Annotated in this window: 14 protein-coding genes and 2 tRNA genes; 4 read left to right on the top strand and 12 right to left on the bottom strand. The window is 73.3% G+C overall.

From position 1 onward, the window contains the following. Positions 1 to 20 precede the first annotated feature (20 nt). The 5 genes from HL189_RS03880 to HL189_RS03900 form a co-directional block, all read right to left on the bottom strand. Complete coding sequence (locus tag HL189_RS03880; protein WP_369132392.1) at positions 21 to 878, bottom strand: glycosyltransferase family 2 protein; 858 nt, start codon at positions 876 to 878, stop codon at positions 21 to 23. Beyond that, on the bottom strand, positions 869 to 2,437 hold the full coding sequence (locus tag HL189_RS03885; RefSeq protein WP_369132393.1) for a GMC oxidoreductase: 1,569 nt from the start codon (positions 2,435 to 2,437) through the stop codon (positions 869 to 871). The genes HL189_RS03880 and HL189_RS03885 overlap by 10 nt, the downstream gene beginning before the upstream one ends. Beyond that, a complete protein-coding gene (locus HL189_RS03890) occupies positions 2,434 to 3,900 on the bottom strand; it encodes an alkaline phosphatase family protein (RefSeq protein WP_369132394.1) in 1,467 nt (488 codons plus the stop codon). The genes HL189_RS03885 and HL189_RS03890 overlap by 4 nt, the downstream gene beginning before the upstream one ends. Positions 3,901 to 3,953: 53 nt before the next feature. After that, complete coding sequence (locus HL189_RS03895; RefSeq protein ID WP_369132395.1) at positions 3,954 to 5,558, bottom strand: hypothetical protein; 1,605 nt, start codon at positions 5,556 to 5,558, stop codon at positions 3,954 to 3,956. Between the two features lie 445 nt (positions 5,559 to 6,003). Continuing rightward, positions 6,004 to 7,143: a hypothetical protein gene (locus HL189_RS03900; protein WP_369132396.1), complete on the bottom strand. Its 1,140-nt coding sequence runs from the start codon at positions 7,141 to 7,143 to the stop codon at positions 6,004 to 6,006. Between the two features lie 146 nt (positions 7,144 to 7,289). Between HL189_RS03900 and HL189_RS03905 the strand changes: the two genes are divergently transcribed. Next, positions 7,290 to 8,147 (top strand): ATP-grasp fold amidoligase family protein, encoded by an 858-nt coding sequence (locus HL189_RS03905; protein ID WP_369132397.1) that lies wholly within the window; start codon positions 7,290 to 7,292, stop codon positions 8,145 to 8,147. Here HL189_RS03905 and HL189_RS03910 read toward each other — a convergent pair. The 7 genes from HL189_RS03910 to HL189_RS03940 form a co-directional block, all read right to left on the bottom strand. Continuing rightward, on the bottom strand, positions 8,124 to 9,173 hold the full coding sequence (locus HL189_RS03910) for a PHP domain-containing protein (RefSeq protein WP_369132626.1): 1,050 nt from the start codon (positions 9,171 to 9,173) through the stop codon (positions 8,124 to 8,126). The genes HL189_RS03905 and HL189_RS03910 overlap by 24 nt on opposite strands. Next, positions 9,170 to 9,718 (bottom strand): DoxX family protein, encoded by a 549-nt coding sequence (locus HL189_RS03915; RefSeq protein WP_369132398.1) that lies wholly within the window; start codon positions 9,716 to 9,718, stop codon positions 9,170 to 9,172. Before HL189_RS03915 ends, HL189_RS03910 begins: the two co-directional genes overlap by 4 nt. A 184-nt stretch (positions 9,719 to 9,902) precedes the next feature. After that, positions 9,903 to 10,079: a hypothetical protein gene (locus HL189_RS03920; protein WP_369132399.1), complete on the bottom strand. Its 177-nt coding sequence runs from the start codon at positions 10,077 to 10,079 to the stop codon at positions 9,903 to 9,905. Between the two features lie 162 nt (positions 10,080 to 10,241). Next, positions 10,242 to 10,667 (bottom strand): hypothetical protein, encoded by a 426-nt coding sequence (locus tag HL189_RS03925; RefSeq protein WP_369132400.1) that lies wholly within the window; start codon positions 10,665 to 10,667, stop codon positions 10,242 to 10,244. Positions 10,668 to 11,143: 476 nt separating this feature from the next. Next, on the bottom strand, positions 11,144 to 11,725 hold the full coding sequence (locus tag HL189_RS03930) for a DUF6318 family protein (RefSeq protein WP_369132401.1): 582 nt from the start codon (positions 11,723 to 11,725) through the stop codon (positions 11,144 to 11,146). Positions 11,726 to 11,822: 97 nt separating this feature from the next. Then, the gene (locus tag HL189_RS03935; protein ID WP_369132402.1) at positions 11,823 to 13,253 is read right to left on the bottom strand and encodes a bifunctional phosphatase PAP2/diacylglycerol kinase family protein; all 1,431 of its coding nucleotides are present in this window, start codon (positions 13,251 to 13,253) and stop codon (positions 11,823 to 11,825) included. Between the two features lie 31 nt (positions 13,254 to 13,284). Continuing rightward, positions 13,285 to 13,815 (bottom strand): CGNR zinc finger domain-containing protein, encoded by a 531-nt coding sequence (locus HL189_RS03940; protein WP_369132403.1) that lies wholly within the window; start codon positions 13,813 to 13,815, stop codon positions 13,285 to 13,287. Positions 13,816 to 13,920: 105 nt separating this feature from the next. On the opposite strand from HL189_RS03940, the gene HL189_RS03945 reads away from it, so the two are divergent. The 3 genes from HL189_RS03945 to HL189_RS03955 all read left to right on the top strand — a co-directional run bounded on the left by HL189_RS03945 (position 13,921) and on the right by HL189_RS03955 (position 15,409). Further along, complete coding sequence (locus tag HL189_RS03945) at positions 13,921 to 15,129, top strand: MFS transporter (RefSeq protein ID WP_369132404.1); 1,209 nt, start codon at positions 13,921 to 13,923, stop codon at positions 15,127 to 15,129. A 94-nt stretch (positions 15,130 to 15,223) separates the two neighbouring features. After that, positions 15,224 to 15,313, top strand: a tRNA-Ser gene (locus tag HL189_RS03950). 23 nt (positions 15,314 to 15,336) lie between these two features. Then, positions 15,337 to 15,409: transfer RNA gene (locus HL189_RS03955), tRNA-Arg, on the top strand. Positions 15,410 to 15,422 lie beyond the last annotated feature (13 nt).

A 15,422-nucleotide genomic window follows, 5' to 3' on the forward strand; every position in this document is an offset into this window, starting at 1 on the left:
CCGCGTCGCAGGGACGGTGGTCACAGGTGCAGGTGCCGGTGGCGCACGGTGCCCTCGGCCCTCCCCACGCAGGATCCCAGCTGCCGGGCCGCGACGACGAGGTCCTCCCGGCGGCGGGCGCGGACGAGCAGCAGCAGCGGACGCCCCCAGCGCAGCAGCGCCCGCAGCTGGTTCCCCGACGCGGTCAGCCCGCGGGCCCGGTACCGCTTGTGGAGGGCGACCTCCCAGGAGGCCCACACCCGCGCCTGGCGGAACGCCTGTCCCGGCCGGGTGCGGAGCCGGTAGGAGAGCGTCGCGTCCGGCACGAACGAGAGCCGGGCACCGGCGTCCAGCTGGGCCCGCCAGCTGAAGTCGGTGTCCTCGCAGATCGGGTAGTCGCGGTCGAAGCCGCCGATCTTCCGGAAGACGTCGCTGCGGACGCCGAGCGCCGCGCTGATCGACCACGGCAGGAAGTCGTGGTAGGTCATCGGCCCGTCGGCCTGCATGGACCCCCAGCGGCTGGTCAGCTCGGGCGGGTTGAGCCGCTCCAGCTCCACCCGGGCGGCCACCAGCTCGCTCTCGTCGAGCGCGTCGCCCATCGCGGCCACGTAGCCGGGGTCCACGACGTCGTCGTCGTCGACGAACAGGATCCCCGGGTGGCGGGCCCGCTCGGCGCCCACGTTGCGGGCGTACCCCGGGGTGGTCTCCCGGCGGTCCTCCACCAGCTCCAGCTGCGGCAGCTCGGCGCGCCACGCCGCCACGGTGGCGTCGGCCGCACCGGGTTGCCCGTTGTTGACCACGACCACCTGCGCCGGCGGCCGGGTCTGCGCGGCCAGGGCCGCGAGCTGCTCGGTCAGGTAGGGGCCGCCCACCGTGGGCACGACCACGGTCACGTCCACGACGGTCCCCTCGCCGGCCGTGCCGCGAGGTGCTCGGCCAGCCGGATCGCCAGGGCGACGATGGTCAGCGTCGGGTTGGCGTAGCCGCTGGTCGGGAACACCGAGGTGCCGCACACGTAAAGGTTGCCGACCCCGTGGACCCGCAGGTCCCGGTCGACGACGCCGGTCGCCGGGTCGGTGGACATCCGGGTGGTGCCGATCGGGTGGTAGGCGTCCTCCACCTCCTTGGTCCACTGCTCGGCGTCGAGCCAGTCCGTGGCGTCCAGGTGACCGAGGCCGAGCCGGCGGAGCTCGGCGTCCAGCGTGTCGAACATGACCCGTGCCGTGCGGCGCTCCAGCTCGGTCAGGCGCCAGTCGACGCTCGCCTTGGGCAGCCCGAGGTCGTCGTGCTCCTCCGACAGGGTGATCCGGCTGTCCGGGTTCGGGGCCTGCTCCAGCAGCAGCTGGACCTGCATGCGCTCGACCGGCGCGGCGCTCGGCCGGCCCTGGGCGAACCGCCGGAAACCCGCGGTCACGACCGGGGCCAGCTCACGCAGGGCCGCACGCAGGTCGGCCAGGCCGACACCGGTGGGGCGACGCCTGCCCTGCACCGCGCTGGAGAGCTCCCGCGCGGTGGCCACCCCGGGGGTGACGGCGTGCTGGTAGACGAGCGTGGCGATGGTGTTGAGGACCCGCTCCCGGCGCTGGATGCCCCAGCCCAGCCGGATCCGGGGGACGTACCGGACCCTCCCGCGGCCGAGCCGCCCGTAGAACTGCTGCAGCGCCTCCGGCCGCTCGCTGAGGACGTCGACCCACACGGTGGGGTGGTCCTGCAGGTAGCGCCCGAGCGCGCCGAGCCGGCCGCCGAGCCCGGACAGCAGCAGCAGCCGCGCGTTCTCGATCCCGCCGCCGCAGACCACGAACGTCCGGGCCCGCACGCGGCCGGTCCGGCCGGGGAGGGAACGGAGCTCCAGCTCCTCGGCCGTGGCACCGTCCGGGCCCGTGCGGATCCCGGCGGCGGTCGCGTGCAGCAGCACCTGCACGTTGTCCGCGCGCTCGAACTCCGCTCGGTAGAAGGCACCGACGTCCGGGTGGCTGCTGTACATCGACGACCGGTGGTACAGGAGGTCGCCGTCGAAGGCGGGCGGGACCAGGCCGAAGCGGCGCCAGGCCTGCTCGTCCGCCGCCTTGTCCGGGATGCCGAGCCAGGCCGCCGCCCGGTCGTAGAACGGGTCGAGTTCCTCGATCGTCAGCGGCCAGCCGCTGTCCGGGACCCAGTCCCGGACCTCGAGGTCCAGGCGGTCCAGCCGGATGCACTGACCCGGCCACACCGTGCCGGTGCCACCGAAGGTTCGGGCCCGGCCCTCGCGCAGGCTCATCGGGAGCCCGACGTTGTCCCCGTCGTTGAGCCGGGTCGTCTCCGCGTCGGGCACGAGCCCGCCGCTCTCCACCAGCAGGACCCTCGTCGAGGTGCCCAGGAACTGGCGGGCGATCGCGAGGCCGGCCGGGCCGGTGCCCACGATGCAGACGTCCGCCTCGTGGTCGGTGCCGACCGAGGGGTCCCCGAAGTCGAGGATCATCGGCCGAGTGCTCCCACCACGACCCGGTGGAGCTCCTCCGTGGCGATCGTGTCGCCGATCGCCTGCGCCGCCGGACCGGTGGCGATGCAGAAGCCGTCCCAGCGGTGCTGGCCGGTCTGCTCACGCCGGATGTTGGGGTGCTCGACGCCGTTGACGACCGCCGGGGACTCGAAGGCCGCCGGGTGCCAGTGCACGATCATGTCCGGGAGACCGGCGGCGTGCGCGCCCCGCGGCGGACGGGCCACGTCGGACACCACGGGGCGCCCGTCGGCCGTGGTCAGCGCGAGGAACTCCTTCTCGAGGGCGTCGCAGACCTGGTCGTACTGCTCGGGCGGGACGATGCCCTGCGCCTCGCGGCCGGCGAGGTTGATGCGCACGATGCCGTACTGCTCGATGGGCAGGGCGAACGCCGTCGTCCGCGACCAGTCGTAGGCGGGCATGACGCTGTCCTGGCCCCACTGGCTGCGCTTGGCCAGCGGCACCGACCTGCGGTAGAGGTCGCGCAGCGGGCCGGGCATGTGCTTCTTGATGGTGGCCAGCGCCGAGCGGCGGCTGACCCCCTCCTGGACGTGGGTCATGCCGAGGCCCTCGAGCAGCGGCTCGACCACGGGCGGCAGGCCGCGGGAGGGCCCCATGCCGTGCAGCGCGAACACCAGCACCGTCGTGTCGGCGCCGGCGGCCTCGACGATCCGGCCCACCTGCCGGTCGAGCTCCCGGTACAGGTCGGCCAGCGTCCGCTCCGGGACGGCGACCGGCGGGAAGTCCGCGTACATGGGCAGCTCCGGCTCCACGGTGTGCCACAGGAAGTGGCCGGCGTGGTGCGCCTCCTCGAACACGACGAGGGAGAGGTCCGGCTGGTCCCGGCGGATCAGCTGGGTGGCGAGCTCGCCGCGCAGCCGCACGCCCTCGATGCACTCGTCGAGGAACCCGGCGTACTGGTCCGGCTCGACCGGCACCTGCGCCAGCGGGTCGGTGAACGGGTGCTCGGGGAGGCCTGTGGTGACCTCCTCGGCGAGCCCGGGGGAGACCCGGACCCGGCCGTCGACCCGGGAGTGCGCGCCCCACTCGTGCACGTCGAAGCCGGGCGTCGTCCCCAGGAACGGCGAGAAGGGGACGTCGATGATGCCGACGCTCGTCCCCTCCTCACGGAGCCGCTTCCAGAACGGCGTCAGCCGCTCCTCGTCGGTGTAGGCCAGCCGCATCTGCGCCGGGTCCCAGTTCCAGATGGAGTACTGCCCGTGGTCGCAGGCCTGGCAGCCGGTGTGGAAGTTCGGCCACACGCAGCCGCTGCTCCACTCGGTCGGCCCGGTCACCCGGCTCCACGAGCCGCGGTCGAGCAGGGCCTTCATCGCGGGCATCTCACCGGCGTCGATGAGGCTCCTGATCAGCGAGGACTCGGCAGCGTCGAGGCCGATCGCCAGGACGCGGCCGCCCGCGCGGTCGTGCTCGTCGTTGTCTGCCACGGGGGTTCCTCCAGGGACGGGGGACGAGGTGTCGTCCCTCGGGGTGTCGGTGGTCACGAAGGGCGGCCGGCCGGGACCGAGGACCCGGGGACGGGGTCGGCGCCCGGCGCCCCACCGTCGTCGGCGACCGGCTGACCGGAGTCGCGCGGTGCGTCGGCACGGGCGGCCGGGCCGGAGTCCCGCCGCTCCCGCGGCTCCGGACGGGAGCCCTGCTGCGGAGCGACCGAACGGCCCGCCGTCCCGCCGAGCGAGGGCAGCCACGTCCGCCGGGTGACCAGCACGCCGGCGCACTCGCCGCCGGCCAGCGCCAGCCGGCGACGGAACTCGCGCAGCTCCTTGCTGCCCCGCTTGCCGTGCACCACGGCGACGGCACCGCGGACCTCGCTGAGCAGGCTGAAGGCGGCGGCCTCGCTGACAGCGGGCCCGGCGTCGACGAGGACGAGGTCCGCCGAGTCCGACAGCGTGGTCAGCACCCCGCGGAGGACCTCGGCCGAGGCAGCGTCGTCGCGTCCGATCCGCACCCGGCCCCCGTGCGGCCCGGCCAGGGCGGGGACGGTGCTCAGTGCCGCACCGAAGTCGGTGCCGGCGGCCCAGGCCGCGGTCAGCGAGAGGGCGGGCGCCGGCACCCCGGCGCGGCGGAGCAGGTGCCCGTCGGGCGTGGCGTCGACGATCACGACCGACCGGCCCTGCGCCGCGTCGGCGGCGGCCAGGCCGAGCAGCGCGCTGGCGGCGCTGGTCTCGCGGCTCATCGCGCTGAGCAGCACCGACGGCGACTCCTCGTCGTCCATCCGGTAGCGGAGGGCCTGCAGCGCCATGGCGTAGGACCCCGGACCCGGCTGGACCGGGGCGGCGGAGGAGCCGAACCAACGGACGGGGACCTCACCCAGGAACGGGCCGCCGGCCTCGGCGGCGAGCTCCTCGGGTCCGGCCGGCCGCCGCCGGCCCCGCAGGCTCAGCGCCAGGCCGGCCGAGAGCAGGAAAGCTGCTGCGGCCGCGAGGTAGGCGTCCCGCTGGGGCGTGGGGGAGACCGGGTCGCTGGGGATCCGGGCCGGCTGGATGACGGTGACGCCGTCGCCGAAGGTCGCGGCGCGGGCGCGGATGTCCTGGATGAGCACCTCGTCGCCGGCGCTCACCGCGACTGCCTGCTCGGCCAGGACGTTGACCTGGTCGGTGGTGAACTGCGCGTACGCGGCGGCCACGGCGTCGGCCCGCCGCGCGGCGAGCTCCGGGTCGCCGGCCTCGGCCGTGACCAGGATGCCGTCACTGGTGCCCGCGGGGACGGCGTCGACCTCCCCGAGGAGGTCCTCGCCGGGGACGCCGTCGGCGAGGATCGCGGCCGCCCGGTTGAGGACGTCGATCGTCGTCATGATGTCGACCTGGTTCTGCACGTACCGGTCGGGGCTGCTGTTGCTGAACGACGTCGAGATCGGCGAGAAGTTGGTCGAGGCGGACAGCACGACCCGCGAGGTCGCCTCGTACTCCGTGGGTTCCCGCTCGCTGTAGCTGTAGGCCAGCGTGTAGGCGAGGAAGGTGATCAGCGCGACCGGCACGGCGGCGCGGAGCAGGGTCGACAGGAGGCTCGCGCCTGCGCCGCGACGGCTCTCCTGGTCGGTCGGGGCGGACCCGTCCGTGCTGGCGGGCTGCTGGGTGCTTCTCATGCTGGTCTTCCTGTCCTCGATGTCGTGGCAGGTGTGGCGTGCCGTGTCCGGCCGCACCGCACACGGCAGGTGAGCGCCGACGCAGGGACGAGCGTGCCCTGTCCGGTAGCGGAACGTGGAGTACTTCGCCCAGGGATCACCGTGTCGTGGGGTCCGGGGGGTCGGCCCGGACACCCTTCCCCGTGACCGCACCCGGACCCACCGACCGGGCGCCGCTGCCCCCGCAGGAAATGGGCACAGCTCCGCCGGGTCGATGGTCCACGCGGACATGCTGCCCCGAGTTCCCGTCTCTGACCAGGGGATATCGGAACTCACAGGCGCCGGATGCGCGCGTGCCGGCCGAGGTGCACGGGTGCACCCGGACAATCCCCTGGTGGCGTGGACGGGCGCGCTCCGCTGTGTCGTTGGTCATGCCGACCGCTGTCTTCAGCTCTGGGTGGTCACCTCATGACAGTGAGTGATCATCCGTTCGGGTGACCACCGGGCGTGTCATCGACGCGGCCAGCCAGGCGTCGGTCCGCCGGTCCCAGGTGCGGGCAGTGGCCCAGTCGACGCGCTCCTTGGCCCAGCTGACCGGCTCGTCGGTGGCCGCCTGCACGGCCGCGGCCATCTCCGCCGGGCCGGTGACGACGTACGTGTGCGGGGGGACGTCGCTGGAGTGCTCCAGGTGGCCGGCGGTGGAGATGACCGGCAGGCCCCGGGAGCAGTAGTCGTAGGTCTTCATCGAGGACTGGCCCCAGGCGCGGCTGGCGACGTCGGGCACCAGCGCGACGGTCGCGGTGTCGAGCACCGCGGCCAGCTGGTCGCGGTGGACCAGGCCGCGGTACCGGAACCGCCCGGGGAACTCCTGCTGGAGGGCCAGGAACCGCTGCGCCGCAGCGCGCTCCCGCTGCGGGAAGACCAGCTGCCCGTGCACGTCCAGCGTCCAGTCGGGCAGCGCGCGGAGCACGGCGCGGACCAGGTCGACGTCGAACCGGGCGGCGATGCTGCCGACGTACACGGCCGACCGCTCGGCCCGCTCCGCGGTCTGCGGCGCGCTCACCAGCGCCTCGTCCGTGCCGTTGGGCACCACGACCGGGTCCCGCCCGGGGAAGAGGTCGGCCAGCACCCGGTTGACCACCACGACCTCGTCGGCCTCGTCGGCGATGCGGCGGAGCTGGTCGGGCAGCCCGCGGGCGGCCGGCAGCAGCCGGGCCCAGTCGTCGGTGCAGTCGAAGACCACCCGGCCGCCGAGCGCCCGGGTGGCCCGCCACTCCCAGGGCAGCATCACCACCGTCAGGTCCTGCTCCCAGCCGGACCGGCGCAGGAACCCGCGCAGCGTGGCCGCGTCCAGGCGCTCGGCCGGGCCGCCGCGCGAGCCGGGGAGCACGGTGGACCGCTCGGTGACGCGCACGCCCGGCGCGGCCGGGGCCCAGTGGGCACGGTGCAGGTGCCGCCACCAGTTGGCGGGGTCGGTGCGGGTCCGGCGGACGTCCGCGGGCGCCTGCACGAACTGGACCGCGGTGCCGCGGCGCACGAGCTCCCGGGCGAGCATCTGCTCCCGGCGGATGGGCGGGTTCCACGGGTCCTTGGCGAGGAAGCCCACGCGGGCAGGGCCGGTCCGGTGGTCGTCGGGGCTCAGTGGGGGGTTCCTGCCGTGGTCACCCGTCCGACCATAGGAGCCGGCGGCGGAGCGTGCCGGTCAGACTGGACACACCGCCCCCGGCCCGGGTGGGCGGGGGAGGAGGTCTGGTGCGCTCGCGGATCCCGGAGGCCGCCGTCCTCCGGCTGCCGTTGCCGCTGAAGCGCGCCGTCCTCTTCCGGCGGGCGCACGGGCGCTGGCCGGCGCGGCCGCCCCGCACGTTCACCGAGAAGGTGAACTGGCGCGTGGTGCACGACCGGCGGCCGCTGATCGGGCAGCTCGGGGACAAGCTGGCGATGAAGGAGTACGCGCTCGAGGTGCTGCCCTCGGTGCACGTGCCGCGCGTGCTGTGGACCGGCACGGACGTGGCGGAGCTGGCCGGCGCCGTCCTGCCGGAGCGCTGGGTGCTCAAGCCCAACCACGGGACGATGAGGGTGCACGTCGGCACCGGGGCGCCCGACGTCGCGCACCTGCGCCACGTCACCCGCGACTGGTTGGACGAGCCGCTGTACCGCTCGCGCGGGGAGTGGGTGTACAGCCAGGCGCGGCGGCTGCTGCTCGTGGAGGAGTTCCTGGGCGCCGACGGCGAGGTGCCCGCGGACCACAAGCTGATGGTGTTCGGCGGCCGGGTGCGGCTGGTGCAGGTGGACTCCGGGCGGTTCGGCGCGCACCGCCGGCGGCTGTACACCCCTGACTGGCAGCCGGTGGACGTCGACGAGGCGGTGGCGGCGGGGCCGGTGACGCCCCCGCCGGCGAGCCTGCCCGCGATGGTGCGGACCGCGGAACAGCTGGGGCGGGCGTTCGACTTCGTGCGGGTGGACCTGTACGACGTGGCGGGCGAGGTGTGGTTCGGCGAGCTGACGGCCTACCCGGGCGGTGGGCTGGACCGGTTCGACCCGGAGCTGGACCGGGTGCTCGGCGCGCAGTGGCAGCTGCCGCCCCGGTCAGCGGTGCGTGCGCGCCAGTAGCTCGTCGGCCGGCCGGGTGTTGACCACCCGCTCGGCCGGGACGCCGCACTCGACCGCGCGGGTGCACCCGTTGTCCTGCCAGTCGAGCTGGCCGGGGGCGTGCGCGTCGGTGTCGATGGAGAACTCGCAGCCCAGCTCGACGGCGCGGGTGAGCAGCCGGCGCGGCGGGTCGAGGCGCTCGGGGCGGGAGTTGATCTCGACCGCCGTCCCGGCGGCGGCGCAGGCGCGGAAGACGGCGTCGGCGTCGAACTCGCTCTCCGGGCGGGGTCGTTGGCTGCCGTTGCGCTGCCGCCGGCCGATGACCAGCCGGCCGGTGCAGTGCCCGAGGACGTCGGTGTGCGGGTTCCCGACCGCTGCGAGCATCCGTTCGGTCATCTGCGTGCGCGGTGCCCGGAGGTCGGAGTGCACGCTGGCGACGACGACGTCCAGGCGGCCGAGCAGCTCGTCGGTCTGGTCGAGGGTGCCGTCGACCAGGATGTCGACCTCGATGCCGGTGAGGATGCGGAAGGGGGCCAGCTCCGCGTTGAGGGCGGCGACCACGTCCAGCTGCCGTTCCAGCCGCTCCGGACTCAGCCCGTTGGCGACGGTGAGCCGGGGGGAGTGGTCGGTGAGGGCGAGGTACTCGTGGCCGAGGTCGATGGCAGTCTCGGCCATCTCCCGGATCGGGCTGCCGCCGTCGGACCAGTCGGAGTGTGCGTGCAGGTCACCGCGCAGCGCGGCGCGCAGGGCCGCGGCCTCCTCGGCCAGCGGGGCGAGCTCGGCGTACTGCTCCTCGAGCCGGGCGAGGTAGGCGGGGACCTCGCCGCGGTGGGCCTCGGTGACGACGGCGGCGGTCTTGTCGCCGATCCCCTTGAGGTCGGTGAGCGTCCTGAGCCGGACCCGGCGGTCCAGGTCGGCGTCGTCCAGGCCGGCGACCACGGTGGCGGCGGTCCGGAACGCCTGGACCCGGTAGGACGGCTCGCGGGCACGCTCCAGGAGGAAGGCGATCCTCCGGAGCGCGCCCGCGGGGCTGAGCCGGTCGCTCAGGACTTGATCTTCTTCGCCTGCTTGGCCGCCCGCTTCTGGGCCTTGACGGCCTTCTTGGACGCCCGCTCGTAGCTGGCCTCGGCGGCCGCGGCGGCGTTGGCGGCGGTGCGCTTCGCCCACCAGCCCATCGACGGCTTGCCCTCGGTGTCGACCGTGGCGATCAGCAGACCGCCGAGCAGGCCGAGGTTCTTGAGGAAGTGGGAGAGCTGGCCGAACCGCTCCTTGGGGTCGTCGTGCTCCCAGAAGCGGTGGCCGGCCAGCGTCGTCGGCACCACCGAGCCGGTGAGCAGGAGCGCGGAGAGGCGGGGGAACTTGCCGAGCGCGAAGAGCGAGCCGGCGCCCACCTTGACGGCGGCGTCGATCTTGACCCACTGCTCGACGTCCCGGGAGACCTGCATCGGCAGCTGCTTCTCGGCGACGTCGGTGATCTGCTCGACGATCGGGGCCGCGCCGGGCACGCGGGTCTGCGGGTTGCGGAGGGTGTCGATGCCCCCGTAGATGAACGACGAGGCGAGCAACGGCCGGGCGATCCGGCGGACCAGCATCTTCAGACCTCTTCCCATCGGTGACGTCGGCGGGAGCGGTGCCTGGCCAGCGCCGGACAGCTCCTGCCTTGGGACCGTAGTGAGGTGTGACGAGCACCGCCTGGTCAAACGGTGTGCCGGTGGTGCGCCGGGGAGGCGGCCACGGGCGTCGGCCACCGTGCGAGGCGGCCGGGTGGCGCAGCTGTTACGCGGCGCTGCGCTGCGCGCGGAGGATGTCCGCCACGTAGAGGGGCGTGTCCACGGAGGTCACGGCGTGGGTGGAGCCCTCGCGGCGGTCGGCGGTCGCCACCGAGCGTCCGAGGAGGCTGCCCATGGCCAGCGCCATGACCATCCAGGCAATCCCGACAACCGCGAAGATCATGGGCTCATTTGTAGTCGGAGAAGTCTGCCCACGCGTGTGTGTTCGGGGCACACCTTCTGCCAACGTCCGCCGATCGCCGTTGTCGTTCCAACTTCACTCCGTAACTGAAGTGACACGCGGTGTAGGAGCGGCGCGCGGGGCGGTGAGCGGTCACGACGGGCGTCAGTCGTAGGGGTTGGTGAGCACCGTGCGGGCCTGGAGGACGGTGAAGGTCACCGGTGGGCCGGCGGTGGTGGTCGTCCCCGGGACCGTGGCCGGGACTCCGCCGTCGACGGTGTAGGTCGCGCCCCAGGTCGTGGTGAGCGAGGCGGTGTAGCTGCCCGAGGCGTAGTCGTGGGTGATCGTCTGGTGGGGGTAGGCGGCGCCCGGCTCGGTGGTGGTCAGCACGGTCCCGTCCCCGGTGTCCCAGGAGAAGGCGGTGGCCCGGGCGACGATGACGACGGTGAACCCGCGGATGTCCACGGTGAAGGTCTGCTCGGTGGGGTCGTCGGTGTAGAAGATGACCGGCAGTCCGACCAGGGCGTTGCCCGGAGGCTGCTGGCGGGTCGTGAGCTGCGGGAGAGGTAGTTCCTGGAAGTAGCGGAACACCTCCTCCGGCGACGGCGGCGGGTCCAGGTCCGTGACGTCAACACAGCCAGCGAATACGGTTGTATAGGCCCCGTACGGCGATCCCACCGGAAGGTTAGCGGGCGGCGTTTGGCCGTCGACCGGCTCCTGGTTTGGCAGCACTAGTCGTTGTCGCTGAACGATGTAGTAGCCGATCAGCCTTCCGGGCACTGGGATGCAGGAGACTGCTGAGCCATCGCATGCGCCAACATTTGAATCGCTCACTTGGCACTGTGTGCGCAAGCGCCACCGATAGCTCGGCGGGCCAGGTGGTAACTCGTTGCTTGCTCGGGCTTGCTCGCCCGAAACCTCAAAGTAGGAAGCGCTCAATTCGCCATCGCCTACGCCCACTGTCGGTGAGCCCTCGCAGCCCCGTAGTCCGCATGGTGCAGCGGTGGCTAAGGATGGTGCGCCTATCGCCAGAACGATGACGCAGCACAGGACGAGTAGTCGCCGTATCACAGAAGTCGCTCAGCGACGAGTTGAGTGACAATCCAGCAAGTGCGTGTGCTGTCCCAGTCGAGGGTCATGCCCCCGGTGAGCTCGTAGGAATCACTGCGCCTCTCGACTATTTCGTCACCATTAGCGTCATAGACAGCCACGGGTTCCTGTCTGAGTACAAACGAGAGCTCCCCATGAGTTCCCTCTACAGTGGCAGTGCCGGTGGACGTAACGGTAAGTCCACCGCCCTCATATCTGTATCCCGCCGCACGGTCGGCGTCGTAGCCATCAGCCAGTTGGTCGCAGACTTCGCACTGGCGGCTCAGTTCTCGTAGCGGTTGTGAATCGAGACTTGGTAGCAAGAAGTCGGAAAGGTCGAGGTAGTAGGCGGCGAACGCGGCCACACCGCTGGGTGTCTGTTCGCGCGCCGCGTCTGGGACGGGGAACTCAGGCGGGCCCAGGGGTTGGAGTGCGTCGCTCGACGGGGCGGCCGTGCTGCTGGTCGACGGCAGCGTCTCGTTGGCCTGCTGCCCCTCCGAGCACCCTGCGAGCAGGGCCACTCCAGCCACAGCCGCAGCCGCCACCCGCGCGAAACGCATCCGTCGTCCTCCCAGCAGCCCCTCAGGAAAGTCCCCGGAGACTACGCAGGTCAGCGGCTCGTTGCGCCCTCCGTCCGCGCCCTCTGTGGACAGCCCCTCAGCGCCGGCAGTAGACGGTCAGCCGCTCCCGCTTGCGGAACACGAACTCCGTGGCCGACTCCCCGGTCTCGCCGTCGTAGGCCACCTGCTGCGGCCCCGACAGCGACCGCACGTGCAGCTCACGCGCCTGCAGATCGGCGTACGTCCGGCTGTGGTCGCCGACCCCGAGCAGGGTGGCCAGCACCGCGCGCGTCCGCCCGAACCGGAGGTCGGCCCGCAGGTACTGCACGTCCAGCACCCCGTCCTCCAGGCTCGGTCGCCACGCCGGCGACAGTCCCCGCGGCACGTAGCGGCCGTTGCCGATGAACAGCACCCACGCCGAGATCCGCCGTCCACCGACCTCGAGCTCGACCGGCGACCCGTGCCGCAGCACCTGCGCCGCCGCCACGCTCAACGCGACCCACTTGCCGAGCCGCCCGCTCAACCGGTCCCGACGCCGGACCATCTCCGGGTAGCTCCCGATGCTCGCCGTGTTCAGGAACGGCACACCGTTCACCTCGGCGACGTCCACCTGCACCGCGTTCCCGTGCACCACCGCGTCGGCTGCCTCCGGCGGCGTCGCCACGCCGAGGTCGCGGGCGAAGTGGTTGAGGGTCCCGGCCGGGACGACGGCCAGCGGCAACCCGTGCTCCAGGGCGACCGCTGCGGCCGCAGCGACGCTGCCGTCGCCGCCGGCCACCCCCAGTGCCCGGGCCCGTCCCGAGCGGGCCGCCTCGCCGAGCAGTTCGGTGACGCCGGCCTCCGCGCTGATCTGGAGCACCTCCGCCCTGGGCAGCAGCTCGGCGATGTCGGCCGCCGGGTCGTAGTCCTCCCGCCCGGACCGCGGGTTGACCGCGACCACCAGCCCCTCGCCGTCGGGCAGGGCGGGCGCGTCGAAGGCCGGGCGCACCCGCGCCGGCTCGGTCGGGCGCACGCGCCACCAGTGCTGGCTGGCCAGCGCCACCGCGCTCCCGACGGCCATGCCGACGACGACGTCGCCCGGGTAGTGCACGCCCACGTGCACCCGCGAGTAGCCCACCCCCGCCGCCAGCGGCGCCAGCAGCGCCCCCGCGACGGGGCTCTCCAGCGCGACCCCGGTGGCGAACGCCGCCGCCGAGGCCGAGTGCCCGCTGGGGAACGACAGCGTGTTCGGCGCCCGCCGGAGCGCCCGGGAGCTCGCCACGGCGGTGAGGTCCGGCCGCACGCGCCCGAACAACCGCTTGAGGACGGCGTTCACCAGCGCGCTCGACACCATCAGCGAGCCCAGCCCGCGGACCGCGGACCGCCGCGGCTGCCCGCGCCGCAGCGCGAGCACCCCGCCCAGGAGCATCCACAGCTTGCCGTGGTCGGCGACGTGGGAGAGCTCCCGCAGCCAGCGGTCGACCCGGGTGGTCGGCAGCCGGCCGATGTGCGCCAGCAGCAGCGCGTCCCAGTGGCGGGGCGAGGGCACGACGGGACGTTAGTCCACGCCGCGCCGACCGTCAGGTCCGCTGGCGGGCCCGGTAGGCGGCGACGGTGGAGCGGCTGGCGCAGGTGTTGGAGCAGTAGCGGCGGCTGGCGTTGCGCGAGGTGTCCACGTACACGTGCCCGCACCCCTCCGCCGAGCAGACGCCCAGTCGCCGCCAGCCGTGCTGGACGACCACCTGGGACAGCCCCATCGCGACCGTCGTCGTCAGCTGCTCGACCACCTCGGCGTCCGGCCGGGCGTAGTGCAGGTGCAGCTCGCCGTCGTGGGTGGTGGCGTAGGGCCGGGGGGAGGCCAGGGCCAGCAGCGCGTTGAGCCGGTCCATCACCTCCGGCTCGCTCTGCGCGACGGCGACGTCCCGCACGAGGGCCGACGTCCGGGCCACCGCCTCCCGCTGCTGCGGGGAGAGTTCGGTCACCGTCCCCTCGGTGAACCACTCGCCGTGGGAGTCCAGGAACGCCTCCACCCAGCCCGCTACCTGCGCGTCTGCGTTGGCCAGGTCGATGGCCAGCTCGACAGCCGTCGACCCGTAGGTGTCGTAGTCCATTTGACTCCCTACCCCATCGGTCCGTAACCTCCGGAATCTGTAGGCAGTCAACGCGCGTTCACCGCCTACAGATTCCCCATCGCACAACTCGAAGTGAGCACAGTCATGCGTTCGTACCTCACCGTGTGGCGGCTGCCGTCCGCTCCGGTGCTGCTGCTGTCCGGGTTCGCCGGCCGCCTGCCCTCCTCCATGGTGCCGCTGGCGTTGTTGCTGATGGTGCAGGAGCGCACCGGCTCGTTCGCGGTGGCCGGCGGAGTCTCGGCCACCTTCGGCGTCGCGACCGCGCTGATGGCGCCCGTGCTCGGCCGGCTGGCCGACCGGCGCAGCCCGCGCCCGATCCTCCTCGTGCAGTCCGTCGTGTACCCGCTGCTGCTGGCGGTGGCGGCGGTCGTCGTCCTGAGCGACGCCCCTGTGTGGGCGATGCTCGCCGCGTCGGCCGGCGTCGGCGTCAGCAACCCGCTGGTCTCGGGGACCGTCCGCGCGCTGTGGTCCCGCGTCGATCCCGCCGTCCGCCCGCGGGCCTACGCGCTGGACGCCATCTCGACCGAGCTCGTCTTCGTCGCCGGGCCGACGGCGGTCGCCGCGCTCAGCTTCCTGGCCAGCCCGTCCGTCGCGCTGGCCGTGGCCGGGGCGCTGGGCGTGGCCGGTGCGCTGGGCATCGCGAGCAGCCGGCCGATGCGGGCCTGGGTGCCGGTTCCCGCGGAGCGCCGTCCGCTGTTCGCGACGGTGACCGCGCCGGGCATGCCGCGCATCCTGCTCAGCGGCACCGCCCTGATGGTCGGCATCGGGGCGCTCGAGGTCGCCGTCCCCGCCTTCGCCGAGGCGGCCGGCTCGCCCGGGATGTCCGGCCTCCTGCTCGCGGTCTGGTCGCTCGGTTCGGCCGGCGGCGGCCTCTGGTTCGGCGCCCGGGTGATCAGCACCTCGCTGCCACGGCAGTACCGCTGGGGGATGCTCGGCATCACCCTGGGGCTCGCGCCGCTCGCCGCCGTCTCCAGCCCGTGGCTGCTCGGGATCCTGCTGTTCCTGGGCGGGACGGCGATCGCCCCCACGCTCACCGTGCAGAGCTCGCTGGTCGGCTCGATCGCCCCGGCGTCGGCGACCACGGAGGCCTTCACCTGGCTGTCGACCGTCTCGTTCGGCGCCTCGGCGATCGGTGCCGCCGTCAGCGGCTCCCTCATCGAGAGCTCGGCGGGCGTGGCCGGCGCGCTGGTCATGGCCACCGCAGCCGCGGCGGTGGCGGTCGGGATCACGCTCCTGCCCGGCCGTCGCCCGGCGCTGCCCAGCGCGCCGCGGCGGGACGTCGTCGCCGCCTGACGGAGGGAGGGACTCCCGGAACCCCCACCCCGGGGGTCCCGCCCAGGCGGCTGGTACCTTCTCACTCGGTGGTTCCGAGGGGACTCGGACCCCGGGAGGCTTCGCCTAGTCCGGTCTATGGCGCCGCACTGCTAATGCGGTTTGGGGTAACCCCCCATCCCGGGTTCAAATCCCGGAGCCTCCGCGCGACAACTGAACACGTACCACGCGCCCGTAGCTCAACGGATAGAGCATCTGACTACGGATCAGAAGGTTAGGGGTTCGAGTCCCTTCGGGCGCACGTCTGGTTGAGA

It is taken from the genome of Modestobacter sp. I12A-02662 (genome assembly GCF_041028325.1).
In the GTDB taxonomy this organism is placed as follows: Bacteria; Actinomycetota; Actinomycetes; order Mycobacteriales; family Geodermatophilaceae; genus Modestobacter.

Coding starts and splice junctions, on each gene's coding strand:
- HL189_RS03915 (WP_369132398.1), bottom strand. CDS start 9,718: ATGCTGGTCCGCCGGATCGCCCGGCCGTTGCTCGCCTCGTCGTTCATC.
- HL189_RS03930 (WP_369132401.1), bottom strand. CDS start 11,725: ATGCGTTTCGCGCGGGTGGCGGCTGCGGCTGTGGCTGGAGTGGCCCTG.
- HL189_RS03885 (WP_369132393.1), bottom strand. CDS start 2,437: ATGATCCTCGACTTCGGGGACCCCTCGGTCGGCACCGACCACGAGGCG.
- HL189_RS03920 (WP_369132399.1), bottom strand. CDS start 10,079: ATGATCTTCGCGGTTGTCGGGATTGCCTGGATGGTCATGGCGCTGGCC.
- HL189_RS03945 (WP_369132404.1), top strand. CDS start 13,921: ATGCGTTCGTACCTCACCGTGTGGCGGCTGCCGTCCGCTCCGGTGCTG.
- HL189_RS03940 (WP_369132403.1), bottom strand. CDS start 13,815: ATGGACTACGACACCTACGGGTCGACGGCTGTCGAGCTGGCCATCGAC.
- HL189_RS03895 (WP_369132395.1), bottom strand. CDS start 5,558: ATGAGAAGCACCCAGCAGCCCGCCAGCACGGACGGGTCCGCCCCGACC.